Below are 15,386 nucleotides of genomic sequence, written 5' to 3'. Positions count from 1 at the left end.
TTTACCTTACTTTTAGGAAGCGTTTGCCCTTTAGTCAAACACTTATGGTATAAATGTATAATGGATAAAAGGTGGTGAAGATTATGGAATATAACTTTTTAAAATCAAAAAAAATCATGCTTGTTGATGACGAGCGGGAGTTAATCAGAATGGTATCTTCTATTTTGATTGATGATGGATTTTTGAATATTGTTACCGCTTCTTGCGCACAAGAGTCTCTTACTCTGTTTTCCGAACAATCCCCTGATTTGGCGATATTAGATGTAATGCTACCGGACGGCGATGGATTTATGCTTATGGATAAAATTCGGGGAATGTCAGAGGTGCCTATAATCTTTCTGACGGCAAAAGACCAGGCTGAGGACAAATTCGCCGGATTAGGTCTAGGCGCTGATGATTATATTGTTAAACCGTTTTTACCCAAAGAATTAATTCTGCGTGTGAATGCTGTTTTGCGGCGCTGCTACAAAAACGACAATCCTACTGTGAAATTATCCGGGTGCTCTCTTGATTTTAGCAAAGCAGAGGTTACAAAAGGCACTGAAACGATACAGTTAACAGCAAAGGAACATGACTTACTGGAAGTGCTTGTGCGGAATGCAAACCGTATTGTGACAATAGATGCATTGTGTGAAGCCGCATGGGGTGATAACCCATTTGGCTATGAAAATTCTTTGATGGCACACATTCGCCGCATTCGTGAGAAGATTGAAGAAAATCCATCAAAACCAGTTTCGCTAGTAACTATTAAAGGATTAGGATATAAGTTACTTGTTGATAGCAAGGAGTCATCGAATGCTGAAATTCCAAAAATATATTAGTAAACATTTGCTAATTTTCAGTGGCATCATAGTAGCAATTATTTTGACAAATTTATTGCTATATATAATAGCGTTTCAAAAAGTCGTTACAAATAATTATGGTATTAATGATCCTACGTCTGTCATTGAGGAAACTTCCCATTCGCTATCTCTCCAAAATGGAAGTTACAAATTAATGCAGACACAAAGCAACTTTTTACGTGAACATAATATTTGGGCAATGTTGATTTCATCAGATGGGAAAGCAGCATGGAGTTTTGACTTGCCTGATGAGATACTAATCAATTATTCTCTACAAGATATTGCAATGCTCTCACGGGGATATCTGCATGAATATCCTGTATTTGTCTGGAAATACGATGATGATCTATTAGTACTGGGATATCCAAAGTCCAGCTATACAAAGTTTACTACAAATTATCTTCCAGCTAATGTCATTCGAAATATACCGTTGTTTATTATGGGGCTATTTGGACTTGATATACTAATATTGTTTCTTGCCTATGTCATCTCAAAACGGAGCATAATCAAAAATATTATGCCGATTGTGAACGCTGTAACGCAACTATCGCAAGGGCAGTCAGTTAAGCTAACTACAACCGGCGATCTGTCTGAAATCGGGAACAGCCTAAATAAGACATCTGCCATCTTGGATAAGAAAGACAAAGCCAGAGTGAATTGGATAAGTGGTGTCTCGCACGATATTAGAACTCCTTTATCTATGATAATGGGTTATGCAGACCGCATAGCAACAAATGGCGAATTGCCTGCAGACACACAAGAGCAGGCGTTGATCATCCGTAATCAAAGTATGAAAATCAAAGGGCTAATACAAGACTTAAATTTGGTCTCACAATTGGAGTACGATATGCAGCCACTTCATACGGAACAATTGTCACCAGCCAAACTGTTACGTGAGTTGGTTGCCGATTATCTCAATAACGGATTGGATGAAAAGTATTCAATTGATTTAATAATTATCGAAAAAGCTCAAGCACTCATGATGAACGGAGACAAAACTCTGCTTAAACGAGCTATCGGAAATCTTGTGCAAAACAGTATCAACCATAATTCACAAGGTTGTGAACTATCCATTAAGCTGAATACTTCGTTACATAAGTTGAGTATCACTGTTTCAGATAACGGCCACGGCGTTTCAGAAAGCGAATTGAGCGCAATTTTGAAAACACCTCATTACATGAACAGCACCGATGAAAGTTTGAATTTACGACACGGAATGGGGTTGCTGCTTGTAAAGCAAATTGTTGCCGCACATCATGGCACGATACAGTTTCACAGCCAACCCCAGCAAGGTTTCACGGCTTCTATCACTTTTAACGAGTCTTGCTCTCTCCCCGGTTCGTCGATTGGATGACATGCCGATAAAAGAGCGGGTTTCTCCGGGAAGTACCTAATTTCAGAAACCGGCCTCCCGGAGCACATAATAAAATTCCCACACCGCTAAATTATCGTTGTTATACATATTCAGCACTACTGTTCTTCCCCAATCCAGACGGACATTTCGCCTTCCCCGCGGTTGGCCCAGGCAAAATACGGAATGAACTTCAGCTGCACCTCCTGGCTCTTCAAGGGTGGTCCACTGCTGTACAGCTCCTCCCCCCAACCTGCTTCCGGCAGCATCCGTCTACCGGTAACTGAAATCGTCGGGATGCCCTCAGGGAAACCAGCTTCCTCTGCAAGTGAATATTCATTACCCTGCGGCAGCCGCAGCTGATATAGTCTTGGGCCGTTATCAGCCTCTTCCAGACAATAGACGAAAGGACCGCGCTGCAGGGCTACTTTGGAAAAGGTCTGGCGGATATGCGGATGACCTTTCATCGGCGTGACCGGCATCGCAAACTGCAGCTCAAGGGTATCACAGGATACCCACTTACGAGTCAGGTGAATATATCCGTCCGCATTTCCTGCATGATGCGTCCGGGATTGGCCGTTAAGCGAAACCTGGACCTCATGGCACCAATCCGGCATACGCAGCGCAATCGTAAATTCCCCGGCCTGTTCAGGAGTAACGGTCAAGCGGACTTTGCCATCCGAAGTATAGCTGGAGATTTGTTCAATAACAGCGGATATGCCATTCATTATCCTTGCGGTACGGCCCCCGATGTAGAGTTCGACGTATAAGATATCGCCTTCCGTTGACGTTGAATAGATGTAGTCTCCGAGCGAGGCGATCAGACGGGCCACATTCGGCGGACAGCAGGCGCAGGTAAACCAGCCTTGGCGCACAGCTTTTACATGATTATAGTTCTTGTTCTTACCCAGTACTTCCGGATACACCTCAAGCGGATTCACATAGAAAAACTTGGTGCCATCCAGAGACATTCCGCTGATTACGGTATTGTAGAGCGCCCGCTCCATGACATCCGCATATTTGCTGGTGTGCTCCAGCTCCAGCATGCGCCGGGCAAAAAAGATCAGCCCCACGGAAGCACAGGTTTCGGCATAGGCCAGGTCCGGCGGCAAATCATAATCCGCGGTAAAGGATTCCCCCTGCTCCATGGACCCGATGCCGCCCGTAATGTACATCCGTTTGTTCACAATGTTGTCCCACAGCTTCCGGCAGGCTTCCAGCAGCCCGGCATCCTTGGTCTCAAGGGCAATGTCGGCCATCGCCGTACACATATAGACCAGGCGAACCGCATGCCCCTCCGCAGTGGTCTGCTCTCTGACAGGCAGATGCGATTGGCTGTACAGATGATCATGAACCATGGAGAGCTGGGGAAAATGCAGGGTCCGGTCGCGTTTTTCCCACTCCTGTTCAAAGTAATGGGGCTGCTGTCCCCGCTGGTCCAGGAAATAGCGGCTTAACTCCAGATACTTCTCTTCACCTGTGGCCTGGAACAATTTCACCAGCGCCAGTTCAATCTCCTGATGGCCGTCGTAGCCTTGCAGCTTGCCGGGCTCCGCTCCGAATACGGCAGCAATGTAATCTGCATACCGGCTCGCCGCATCGAGCAGCTTTCTTTTGCCGGTGGCTCTGAAATAAGCTGTTGCCGCTTCAATTAAATGTCCAGCGCAATAGAGCTCGTGGCATTCCGCCAGATTAGTCCACTCCTTGCCCGGTTCTTTTAGCATAAAGTAGGTATTCAGATAGCCGTCATCCCTCTGGGCTTGAGCAAGCAGCTCAATGACGCCGTCCGCTATCTCCTCAAGCGCAGAATCCCGCTTAGTCTCCAGTAAGTACGCCACAGCCTCCAGCCATTTACCTACGTCACTGTCCTGAAAAACCATTCCATAAAACTCGCCTTCCTCCCGGCCCGCCGCAATCTTGAAATTACGGATCGCATGGCTGGGCTCAGCCCCTTCAACACGGTCGTTCAGCGCCTCCCACTGATAAGGAACCATAACCTCGCGGACCAGACGCATATATTCCGACCAGAACGGATCATGAATCTGAACCTTGCCTGAAGCCGGAGTGGTATTATCATTCATTAATGGAACTCTCCTCTCATCTCTGTTACAGATCACCTGCCCGTGGCAGCCTTACAGCCTTACCCCTTGACTCCTCCAACCGTTAACCCTTCCATGAAGAAGCGCTGAAAAAATAAGAACAGAACCAGAATAGGCAAAATGGCCAGGACGGCTCCCGCGATCAGCGCTTCATAGTTATTGCCCAAGGGAGAGACAAAGGAAGCGAGCCCGATCGGCAATGTGAATTGCTCGGTCGTCCGCAGCACGATCAGCGGCCACAGGAAGTTATTCCAGCTGTTCATGGCCTGCAGGATGGTAATCGCCCCAAACGCCGGGGCCATCAGCGGCACCATGATTCTGAAGAAGATTCCGTACTCCGAGCATCCGTCCATCCGGCCCGCATCCATGAAGTCCTTGGGCAGGCCAAGTGCAAATTGGCGGAAGAAAAAGATGGGCAGCGGGGAGACCACAAAGGGCAGAATAACACCCCAGATGGTGTTGATCAGCTTCAGCGAAATCATTAGCTTATAGAGCGGCAGCAGAATAATCTCCACGGGAATCATCATCACCACGAGCACCAGGGTAAAAATAAAATTCCGGCCGCGAAAACGGTACATTCCCAGCCCGTAGCCTACCATTGAAGAAAACAGCAGGCTCAGCAGGGTGAACAGCGAGGTAATAAGCAGACTATTCTTATACCAGCCAAAATAATTGCCGGCCGCCCCCTGCCCCGAAAAGATGCTTTTGTAATTGTCCAGACTCATCAAATTGAAATCCAGCCGAACATTCAGGCCGTAGCGGAACAATTCTGTAGCAGGCTTCAGGGAAGCAAGGAACAAGGCATATAACGGAAATAACATCAGGGCCGCCAGAACCACAAATAAAAGCACAAGCAGCAGAGAGGAGAAGCTGAATTTGGATTTTTCAATAGTCCGCATGCTCTAGTCCTCCTTCTTAAACATGCCGGTGAGCGTTAATTGAACCAGGCTGACCAATAAGGTGATCCCCAGCAAGGTGATCCCGATGGCCGAACCAAAACCAAGATTGAAATATTGGAAACCCTGCTGATAGATATATCCGACAATGGTCAGCCCAATGTTTTGCGGCGAAGGCTTGCCTGCCCATAGCATATAGCTCTCGGTGAACATGGCATATCCCCCATATATAGTGATCGTCACGACATAAATCGTGATCGGCTTCAGCAGGGGGATCGTAATCCTGATTAATTTCCGGAAGGCGCCAGCCCCATCGATTTCAGCCGCTTCGTACAGTTCGCCGGGTATGCTTTGCAGTGCGGACAGGAAATATAAAATGTTGATGCCTATCCACCTCCAACCAGCCAATACAAGCAGGGCAAACATCCCGAGGCTCGAACTATAGAGCCAACGCTGGCTAGATATCCCGAATAGATGCAGAACCGTATTCATTAACGCGCCGTCAAGCTCACCAAAAATGAGACGGAATACCACACCTGCGACGACTACAGACGTAAGCGCCGGAATAAACAAGGTAGATCTGAAAAAATTGCTCCATGGCATCTTTTTCGAATTAAGCAGAACAGCCAGAATCATGGGCACCGGTATCAGCAGCAGGAGTGTCCAGATTGTGTATCGGCTGCTGTTGTAGAGTGCCGCTCCGAAATCCTCATTCCAGAGTCCTCTGTAGTTATCAAGTCCGGTAAACGACACCTCTCCCGGGAGCACTTCCTGAAAGCTCATAATTCCCGCATTAATCAGCGGGTACGCAAAGAAGACGGCGAATGACAACAGAAACGGGAATACGAACACATAGGGTGCCAGCTTTTGCGAATTTCCCAGCCGGTAACTCCTTCTTCTTGGGTTTTTGGTCAACTCTCTTTCTATCTGCATAACCAAACCTCCACTCTTTTCTGCAGTGAATATTTCCGGAAAATGTATGGCTGTGAAGGAGAAGGTTCTATTCCCCTTCACAGCTTGTGTGCGCTTTCATATGTGGGAAAATCTTATTTCAGACTGGCCTGCACTTCCTTCAGGACCTTGGCCGGGTCCTTCATGTCAATGAAGATTTGCGGCATCGCTTTGTTGCGGATGGCATCGAATACCTCAGGCGATTTCTCGCGGATATGGACCGGAGCAATTTCATCCTTGACGCTGAGCAGCGTATCAAAGATATCCGTACCGAAATAATCGGTGAATTTGTTCGATTCCTTCATGGCCGGATCACTCCAGACATCCGTGCGGATCGGGTCGAAGCCCAGCTGCTTCCATACCTGCAGGTTGCCTTCCTTGGACAGCTTGGCGTACGCCAGGAATTCCTTGATCAGATCAGGATTTTTCGCCTGATTGGTAATCGAGGTTGCGGTCCCGCCCATCCCTGCGGAGCGGTTGCCGCCTTCTTCCCAAGCCGGCATCGGACGAATGATGACTTTTCCCTTGAGATCCGGAATATGGTCGGTGAAGCGGTTCATGAACCAGAATGGCATGAAGACCGAAGCTGCGCTGCCCGAATCCATATAGCCGAAATATTCTTCTGTATCATGGCCGGCGCCGGGAGCGACAGCAGCGACACCTTCCTTCACCATCTTCTGGAAGAATTCCATCGTTTTCACATTAACCGGTGTATCCACAGTAACATTGCCGTTCTCATCCACCTGATCAGAGCCCTGCTGGCTGATCGCCGGCCACCAGGACCAGTTGCCGTTGCCTTCAAATGTGATCATAGGCTTGCCTGTTTTATCCAGCATCTGTTTGCCTGCCGTCTCGAAATCAGCCCAGGTCTTGATAGTGTCAGGATTTATTCCTGCCTGGTCAAGCATTTCTTTGTTGTAATACATGACAGTCGCACCCACATGGTAATCAATACCATAGTACGTTTTGTCTTTGCTGTAGATTTCCACTCTGGACTTCACAATGTTGCCAAGCTCCGGCTCCACAATGTCGTTCAAGGACACGAGCTGCGGCGTTCCCTTCATAAAGTTTGGAAACTTGCTCTGCTCGATATCGACCAGATCCGGTGCGCCTACACCCGATTGCAGGGCTACCAGCAGCTTGGTGTGCATATCGTCATAAGGTATGGTGGTCGCTTCCAGCGCAATGGCCTTATCCGGATGGCTCTCATTCCAGCTTGCCGCCATGCTCTCATAGAACTTCTGATGGGCGTCAACAAAGGTCCAGAACACCACCTTTTGCGCCTCAGCGGCGGGTTTTGTGGTTTCACTGCCTTCAGTTGCCTTACTGCCGTTGTTGCTTGCTGCCGGCTGGTCCGTAGGGGATGTCTCTTTATTCCCGTTACCACCGCAGCCACTGAGCCCCATTACCAGAATCAACAATAATACCGTCGTGCACAGAAATGCTTTTTTCATTCAGCTTCCTCCTTGAACGATATATACTTAGCCCTTTACGGGAATAAGCCGGTATTTTGCATTTCATCTGTTAGAAAAAACAACTTCAACTTTTAGTTATTCAACTTTTTAGAAAGCGCTTTATTAATAATAATACATGTTGTATCATGAAAAAAAACGCAGGATTCCAACCTTATTTTTAATCATTTCAACCTGCTTGGAGGAAAAATAAAATGAACTCGCCTATTCTCCATTTTATCTCTCCGCCTATTCCCTACTTCGTCGATTGCGGACATGCCACCTATGCCGCAGGGGATGTTCACATCAACCGCAACTGTATCGGCGTATTTGATCTGATTGTTGTGCTGAAGGGAATCCTCCCCGTCGGTGAGGATGGAAAGGAATGGAAACTGCGTGAAGGTGAAATCCTTATTCTCCGTCCTGACGGCCATCATTACGGCTCTGCACCCTGCACCGAGGATACGAAGATCATCTGGATTCATTTTCAGACCTTTGGCAGCTGGAAGGAATGTATGAGTATGGACGAATGTCTGGAATCTCAAGTCACACTGATCGAGAGCCATAAGCAAAAAGCCTACCTCAATCATGCCGATGTCTGCTCGATTTATATTCCCAAGCATATGAAAATCTCCAGGAAGGCGATGGAGGTGCTGGACCTGTTTTTCGAGCAGGAGCATGAGCCGCAATCCCTGCGCAACTGGAAACGCCAGGCTTCCTTCCAATCCTTCCTCCAGTACCTGGACCGTGACCTGGCCTCCCCTTCCGATGCTACCGCCATTCAGCTTGCCGAAAAGGTGGAATTGTTCATCCGCCATAACTATACCCGGGACATCAACAATCCCATGCTGCAGAAGGAACTCAACTATCATCCAAATTATTTGGCCAAAAGCATGCTCAAAACCTATGGTATGACCCCTATGGCTTATCTGCAGAATTACCGTGTGGAACAGTCCAAGCGCCTTCTACTGCAGACCTCCTGGTCCGTTACCCGGATCGCCGAGGAGGTCGGCTTCCACCACGTTTCCCATTTCTCCTCGTGCTTCTCCAAGAAGGAGGGGCTATCTCCCTCCGGCTTCCGCAGCAAATTCATTCAGAAACGCTAGGCAAGCAAATAGGGAATAAAAAAGGGAAACCAGGCGATGAATTGCTTTGCTTTAGGAGGAATATTCGTATGATTACTTTCAAAAGAATTTCCACTGGCGTAACCTCCTCGTTTTTTCAAGGAGCTTATCCACACATTTCCATCTGCTTGTCAAGTTCTATTTTTTCGTGCAAAAAAAGAGCGGGCTATCTTTTGATAACCTGCTCTTTTTCTTGATTTTTGGCCCTGCGCCTTAACTTAATGACATTGAGTAGTGGCGTCACCTTATTGATCTACATACCATACAGCAAAAGATAGATATGTAACTCTCAAGCTGTTTCTTTTAATTCAAGATACGATGGATTTATTCGATACTGGGTAGCCCCACCAAAAAAAGTTTAACTAATAGCTGTATATCCCCATGCAAAAGGTTACTTTGGAACATCTGCTGGATAAACATTAATCATTAATCTTTCCCATCTAGCCATTTGTTTATATAGTACTTATTAGAATTTATGCGGAGTTTATTAAGATGATCTGCTATACTTCCTTTATTGATAGACCTATAAGAATTTATGTCCGTAGTTCCATCATCTTGCCACTTGCAATATGGGCAAATATCATAACCTGTTCCTTCAATCTTATCATAAAGTTCTGTTAAAGTTTTAAAACCACAACAAGGGCAAGTAAACAATTCTTCCACTTCACCAATAACTTCAACATCATATCCTGTAATAGCATAAACTATTTCTGATAAAAATCCATTACTAACACCTTGAAAATCCACCTCACTTAGTTCCATATTAATTTTTGAAGAACCTTCTTCAAAATAACTTGGCAAATCTATCTCTTTTTCAACAATATCACGTACTGAGCATATTAATTTAAAGAAATTTTCCCTGGATATATTTCTCATTCAATTAATCCCTTTCCTTTTAACATTAAGATTACAGCATCATCAGAACGACCATCCCATTTATAAAATGACTTGATTTTACCTCCTATGCCAGTCCCAACGAATATAGATTTAGTAGACGGCTCATATCTATATATAAATGCTCCATCATTCACTTGTATAATACTATCAGATTTACTAGTTCCAAATTCATAAGCCATGTTTGAGTATTCTTTTGAGGATTTTGCCCCAAATTCATCACCATGTTTTTCATAGTGCACTTTTAATTTCCCCTTACTCCATAAATCAGCTATCTTCTCTGTTGGTCGCCATAAGGATGTATTGAAGAGTCTCGTGAAGCGGCAGGTAAGTTCTGAGATTCTTTCGGTGTTGTATCCGAGGTTATGTCCGCCCTCTCTGCCTTTCCCTTGTTCCGCTTGCCTTGGTCAAGCAGCATAAGAGCGCTCCGAAGGCCAATGACACCCGTGAGCATAGCGAACTCACCGGAAGTTACCGTTTCCGGGGCGGTTAAGAGGCGGTTGGTTAGCCGTTTGAGCTCAAGCGGGGTTCGTATTTGCGGCTTCAATGCCGCTTTGTCAGCGAGTGGAGCTTGTGCAGAACTCTTTTTTATCTCAGTCTGCTGCTCTGCTGGCTTCTGTACAACAATCTTGCTTGACATAGAGGGTCACTCCCTGAATATTCCGTATACAAGTAATGGTAATTTCAGGAGTTGATTCACAGCTTTTTCTAAATAATTTTCTTAATAAAACGGCTACACCGTCCTTCACTGGACAATGTAACCGTTTTAGACTTCAGCTCTTAAATTATCAAAGAAGCCGCTTCTCAGCGGCTTGAATTGAATGTAATTTTATATATTCCCAACCTTTATTCTGCCGGCAAATGCGGTAGATGCACCCAAAAAACCCCCGCCCAGAGCTTGTGATAGACAAGCAATGAACAGGGGCTTTTATAATCAAAACCATGATTTCCTTTTTGCTTTTACAAATGATATTTACGGATGAAATAAGACGGTGTGCAGCTCCAGGCATGACAATAGCTGTTAATTAAGTAACTTCCATAGGGAGAGAAATTTTTGTTCTCCGGATCGTACAGCTCCCAGAAGGTATCCGCTCCGTCTTTAACCATCTGTCCCCAATATTTTTTGATCTCCAGCGTTGCTCTTTCCCGCTCGCCCACCTGGATCAAGGCCTCAATCAAGTGATGCATCATATAAGGAGTAGACAAGGATAAACCGGGTTTCTCCCCGAGCAGACGCACAAGCAGCTCTTTCCCTTTCGCTTCATCTATTACACCGGCCAGTATCATCCAGATTTGCGAGGCCCAGGAGATTTGCTGTTGTTCTCCGCTCACGAAGTAGTGCAGTTTATCACTCCACAGAAATTGCAATGCTGCCGCTGTGAGCTGTTCAATTCTCAACTGCAGGAACTCCTGATTGTGATCCTCCAGTATTGTCGCAAGCTGCAATGCAGACTTCATATTATAGATTAGAATCGCCTGGGCGGAGGCTACTTTACTTAATTGATCCTTCCAATCAATAAATGCCCACCACGAGTTATCGTCTTGTACGATATCACGCGTATCCAACCGTTCCAGCGACAATTCGATCTGCCGAAATGCGGTTGGCCACAGCTCACGAAGCGTGTCCATATCCTGCGTAGCTTCATAATAGTCACTCAGCGTAGCCACAAAAAAGAGCGAATAGTCGAACAGATACGTATCATCGGGAATGACCACAGGCTTCATGAACAGGTTAGCCGAAATCAGCCCTTTATCCGTTGGATACGCGGCAAAAAGATACAGGCAGCGTTTGACCAAATCGTAATTTTTGAATGTTTCGTAATTGGCGAGCGCCTGCAGCCGCAGATCACCAAGCCAAAGTCTGCGGTCCCGCTTGGGACCATCTTCAAAAACCTCTTGCATGCATTCTTCCAACGTTTTGATGCTGACCTCGTCAATCCGCGCAAGCTCCCCGTCTGGATGCTTCAGCGGAACAATCATTTCAGGTGAGGCCGAAGTGACGGTTGTACAGTAGACATCATCGAAGATCACCTTGTACTTCACAGAGGTGTCCAGTACCTGAAGTTTCAAATACCTGAAGCTATAACGGCGTTCCATATGCAGTGTGTGAGGCAATACATCCAAATGATAGGTTTCCTCCTGCAGCCAGGAACGGCTTAACCAGCCCTCATATTCGGCAAAGGATTCACCCATTTCAACCGGCATTTCTCCCAGCGTCACCTTTAAAAAAAGCGGCGCATCGGGCGGACTTCCGTGCGGCTCAATATGAAGCGACAACTTGCCCACCAGGTGTTTGCCGAAATCCAAAATGACCTCATCCCCTTTTCCGAGGGCAAGCGAAGGCAGTTCATCGACCGATTGTACAACCTCAGTTCTCCAGCCATGAACAGCTTCCTCATCGGCTATGACTTTAATCAAATGCTGCGGACGGCAAACCTCATAGAATAATTCAGGAATAAGCCGCTCTGCCGTTGCGGCAAAAGCTTCATTCTTCTTTATGTTCACTGCTGCACTCTGCCCTATAGCTTGGGACATCATCCAACCTCCTAATCTAGATTTATCACTAAGCAGATCAACCCTTTACCGAACCAACGGTAAGCCCGCCCACGAAATATTTTTGCAGGAAGGTAAATGCGATGAGCAGCGGCAGCGCGCACAAGATGCAGGCGGCGAACAGCACGTTCCACTGTGTAGGGTTCTGCTGGTCACCCATGAAACCGAGCATTGCCAGCGGCAGCGGTGATTGCGAAGCTTTGGTAATGAAGATCATATTAAAGAAGTAGTCATTCCAGATCCATACGCCCTGCGTAATAATAACCGATACAGTAACAGGAATCAGGAGTGGGAACACGACTTTCCAGAACCGGTAAAACAGTCCGGCCCCGTCGATATGCGCAGCTTCTTCCACTTCCTCCGGTACTCCGCTGCGGATAAACCCGGTATACAGGAAGGTGGAGAATGGCAGGCTGCACGTAATGAACATCAGAATGGGTGTATATTGCGTGCTCGGAATATGCAGGCTGTTCAACATTTGCACAATCGGAATCAGAACCATTTGACCGGGAACCACAAGTCCCGAAAGAAAGAACAGATAGAGAAACTGACTGCTTCTGCTCTTGATCCGGGCCATCGGGTAGGCAGCCATCGAAGCAATCAGTACTACGACGATCACGGAAATGCCGGTCAGGACTAGACTGTTCATAAAGGCCTGCGAAAAATGCATCCGTTCAAAAGCGGAGCGGTAACTGGACAGCGAGAATTCATTGAACAAGTTGACAGGATTGCTCATATTGTCCGGGGAACGCAGCGAGGTGGACAACGCGATAACCAGCGGAATCAGATTGAGCACCATTACGGCAATAACCAGCAGTTGAACCAGTGCCTTTTTCCCTAAGGTCCGGCCGCTTAGCCGTCTCACCTCTTCCCGCTTCGGATCGGATGCAAACATGTTTTTGGTTACAGAAGTCATGCCGACACCTCCCGTTTGTTCATATTGAGCACGAAGATTCCTGTGATTACCATAATAAATAAGAAGGACAGGATGCCAAGCGCAGAGGCTTTGCCGAACATTTGCTCCGTGAAGGCCATTTTATAAATTGAGAAAATTAGGGTGTTAGTCGAAGTTCCGGGACCGCCACTGGTCATAATGAACGGGAAGTCAAAGGCTTTCAGACCATTGATTAAGCTAAGTGTAATATTGATCGTCACCGAAGTGGCAAGCAGCGGAAGCTTGATATTTCTCAATAGACGCCACGGGCCGCAGCCGTCAATTTCACCCGCTTCCAGCAAGTCCTTAGGAACGGTCTGCAGACCGGCCAGAAAGATAATCATGGTCGTGCCAATATTCTTCCAGATTTCCACAAAGATAATCGAGTACAAGGCGGTGGAATAATTGCCGAGAAAATTGATATTTTCAGTATTAAAGCCTATCTTCGACAAAAGGGTTGTAATCATTCCGGTATCAGGCATGTACACATAACTCCAGATAAAACCTACGACAATTGCACTGAACAAGGTTGGGATATAAGAGATAGAGCGGTAAAAACCTTTTCCGCGAATATTCATATTGAGCATCAAAGCAAGTCCTAATCCAATCAAGTTGCCTAAGCCGACACTGATAACTGTATACAATATAGTGTGCCACAGCGAGGTTCCGAGTGTTCCGCTTGCGAATAAGTCTTTAAAGTTGTCCAAGCCGATATAATTAAAATCCGTGGAAAACCCGTTATAGTCGGTAACACTGTATTGAAACAGCTTCAGAATCGGAAAGATCCAGAATATCAGGTAAAATACCAAAGCAGGGATGGCAAAAAAGTACATCGTTTTTTTCATTACAGTCCGGTTCATTTCTCTCATCTCCCTTTTAATCCCGGATGCACCGGCCATTACTTATGGCCGGTGATCCTTTAAAGTTGTATGTCTATTTCTTGCTCTTTGCCAATTCCTTATACTTTTTGTCCATTGCCGCAGTCACTTCCTCCGGCGTCGTCTTCTGTCCGCCGATAATGTTGGCAAACTTCGCTTCCATTTCTTCAGCGACGCCCGTCATCCACATCTGATTGGGGAAATAAACGGAATTTCCGTTGTTGTTGTAATCGTCGAATACCGGTTTGAACAGTTCATGATTGAGCGGAACATCTTTGTATACACTGATGGAAGTATTGGACTTCACCCACTCCTTGAACAAGTCGGATTGGCCATCGTACCAGTAATTCAAAATCTCCTTGGCCACATCCATGTTCTCCGATTTGGCATTAACGGCGTAACCGGCGGATGTAGCCGCAGCAATATAAGTAGGCTTGCCGGCATCGTTAGCCGGAAGCGCGAAGAACCCGCGTGTGAACTCAGATGCGCCTTTAGCCGTCAGTGTCGGATAATCCCAGGTTCCGTCAAACACCATTGCAGCTTTGCCGTCAATAAAATTTTGGGCTGCTTGAGCGCTTCCTAGTCCAAGTGAGTTTTTAATGACATATCCCTTATCATAAAGCTCCTTGAACATGGAAACCGTCTTCACCCATTTAGGGTCAGTCAGTGAAGTCTCTCCGGTTTGCAGCTTGGTGTCAAACTCTTTGTCATCCGGGTATACGGTATTCGCCGCAATTTGATACATCCCGAATTGAATAAAGAAAGGGTCTTTATCCCCGAGGACGATTGGTGTAATACCCGCATCCTTCAGCTTCTGACAGGCTTCGAGGAAGGACGGCCAATCCTTGGGCTGCTCGGTAATCCCTGCCTGCTTGAACAACTCCTGATTATAGTAAACCCCAAGCATATCCATACCCGATGGAATCGCATACTGTTTCCCTTCATACGCCATGTCTTCCTTCGCGCCGGTGCTGATATTGTCCAGGAAGGTCAGGTCAGACAGATCAGCGGTAAAACCTGCTTTCGCCATATCGTTCACAGCAAGCGATGCATTTCTCGGGAACACAAGGAAGATGTCGGGTCCTTGTCCTGCCGCCAGCTTCGTACGTACAGAGGTAATATACTGCTCATCCGGGTATTTTGAAGTTTCCAGCGTTACATTCGGGAATTTTTCCTTAACCAGCTTAGGAAGAATGTCTAATACAAAATCCTGACCGTCCGGTGCCTTAGTCCCTGACATCATTAAGGTAATCGTTACCGGTTTAGCGCTGGACCCGCCTGTATCCGCTGTGTTGCCGTTTGAAGCAGCCGGCTCGTTGTTAGAACTGGAACCGCAGCCGCCAAGAAGTGACGCAGATAAAATCAAAGCGGTGAGACCGGCCCAAAGTGATTTTCTAGCTTTCATAGATTAAG

The 15,386-nt window shown here is 46.5% G+C and carries 14 protein-coding genes; 3 read left to right on the top strand and 11 right to left on the bottom strand.

All coding sequences use genetic code 11. The features are described from left to right. The first annotated feature begins 83 nt into the window (after positions 1–83). Positions 84–821, top strand: coding sequence for a response regulator transcription factor (locus tag ACTJKB_RS08390; RefSeq protein WP_440833188.1), 738 nt, complete (start codon positions 84–86; stop codon positions 819–821). After that, the gene (locus ACTJKB_RS08385; protein ID WP_440833186.1) at positions 796–2,196 is read left to right on the top strand and encodes a sensor histidine kinase; all 1,401 of its coding nucleotides are present in this window, start codon (positions 796–798) and stop codon (positions 2,194–2,196) included. The genes ACTJKB_RS08390 and ACTJKB_RS08385 overlap by 26 nt, the downstream gene beginning before the upstream one ends. A 116-nt stretch (positions 2,197–2,312) precedes the next feature. On the opposite strand, the gene ACTJKB_RS08380 is transcribed toward ACTJKB_RS08385, so the two are convergent. The 4 genes from ACTJKB_RS08380 to ACTJKB_RS08365 all read right to left on the bottom strand — a co-directional run bounded on the left by ACTJKB_RS08380 (position 2,313) and on the right by ACTJKB_RS08365 (position 7,593). After that, on the bottom strand, positions 2,313–4,274 hold the full coding sequence (locus ACTJKB_RS08380) for a glycoside hydrolase family 127 protein (protein ID WP_440833184.1): 1,962 nt from the start codon (positions 4,272–4,274) through the stop codon (positions 2,313–2,315). A gap of 59 nt (positions 4,275–4,333) precedes the next feature. Next, positions 4,334–5,191: a carbohydrate ABC transporter permease gene (locus ACTJKB_RS08375; protein ID WP_440833182.1), complete on the bottom strand. Its 858-nt coding sequence runs from the start codon at positions 5,189–5,191 to the stop codon at positions 4,334–4,336. A gap of 3 nt (positions 5,192–5,194) precedes the next feature. Then, on the bottom strand, positions 5,195–6,121 hold the full coding sequence (locus ACTJKB_RS08370; protein ID WP_440833180.1) for a carbohydrate ABC transporter permease: 927 nt from the start codon (positions 6,119–6,121) through the stop codon (positions 5,195–5,197). Between the two features lie 113 nt (positions 6,122–6,234). After that, complete coding sequence (locus ACTJKB_RS08365) at positions 6,235–7,593, bottom strand: ABC transporter substrate-binding protein (RefSeq protein WP_440833178.1); 1,359 nt, start codon at positions 7,591–7,593, stop codon at positions 6,235–6,237. 212 nt (positions 7,594–7,805) lie between these two features. On the opposite strand from ACTJKB_RS08365, the gene ACTJKB_RS08360 reads away from it, so the two are divergent. Continuing rightward, positions 7,806–8,696, top strand: coding sequence for a helix-turn-helix domain-containing protein (locus ACTJKB_RS08360; RefSeq protein ID WP_440833176.1), 891 nt, complete (start codon positions 7,806–7,808; stop codon positions 8,694–8,696). Between the two features lie 444 nt (positions 8,697–9,140). Here the strand turns inward: ACTJKB_RS08360 and ACTJKB_RS08355 are convergent, their stop codons facing one another. From ACTJKB_RS08355 to ACTJKB_RS08325, 7 genes are all read right to left on the bottom strand, one after another. Further along, entirely contained in the window at positions 9,141–9,590 is a 450-nt protein-coding gene (locus ACTJKB_RS08355) for a CPCC family cysteine-rich protein (RefSeq protein WP_440833174.1), read from the bottom strand. After that, positions 9,587–9,850: a hypothetical protein gene (locus tag ACTJKB_RS08350; protein ID WP_440833172.1), complete on the bottom strand. Its 264-nt coding sequence runs from the start codon at positions 9,848–9,850 to the stop codon at positions 9,587–9,589. Before ACTJKB_RS08350 ends, ACTJKB_RS08355 begins: the two co-directional genes overlap by 4 nt. A 29-nt stretch (positions 9,851–9,879) precedes the next feature. Beyond that, a complete protein-coding gene (locus ACTJKB_RS08345) occupies positions 9,880–10,248 on the bottom strand; it encodes a hypothetical protein (RefSeq protein ID WP_440833170.1) in 369 nt (122 codons plus the stop codon). A gap of 320 nt (positions 10,249–10,568) precedes the next feature. Further along, complete coding sequence (locus ACTJKB_RS08340) at positions 10,569–12,143, bottom strand: alpha-L-rhamnosidase-related protein (protein WP_440833168.1); 1,575 nt, start codon at positions 12,141–12,143, stop codon at positions 10,569–10,571. Between the two features lie 37 nt (positions 12,144–12,180). Further along, positions 12,181–13,077, bottom strand: coding sequence for a carbohydrate ABC transporter permease (locus ACTJKB_RS08335; RefSeq protein ID WP_440833166.1), 897 nt, complete (start codon positions 13,075–13,077; stop codon positions 12,181–12,183). Further along, entirely contained in the window at positions 13,074–13,955 is an 882-nt protein-coding gene (locus ACTJKB_RS08330; RefSeq protein ID WP_074085465.1) for a carbohydrate ABC transporter permease, read from the bottom strand. The genes ACTJKB_RS08335 and ACTJKB_RS08330 overlap by 4 nt, the downstream gene beginning before the upstream one ends. 73 nt (positions 13,956–14,028) lie before the next feature. Further along, the gene (locus ACTJKB_RS08325) at positions 14,029–15,378 is read right to left on the bottom strand and encodes an ABC transporter substrate-binding protein (protein ID WP_074085466.1); all 1,350 of its coding nucleotides are present in this window, start codon (positions 15,376–15,378) and stop codon (positions 14,029–14,031) included. Positions 15,379–15,386 lie beyond the last annotated feature (8 nt).

The sequence above is a fragment of the Paenibacillus sp. 22594 genome, assembly GCF_052044425.1.
GTDB lineage: Bacteria > Bacillota > Bacilli > Paenibacillales > Paenibacillaceae > Paenibacillus_AQ.
This window is presented reverse-complemented; position numbering and strand designations above follow the sequence as displayed.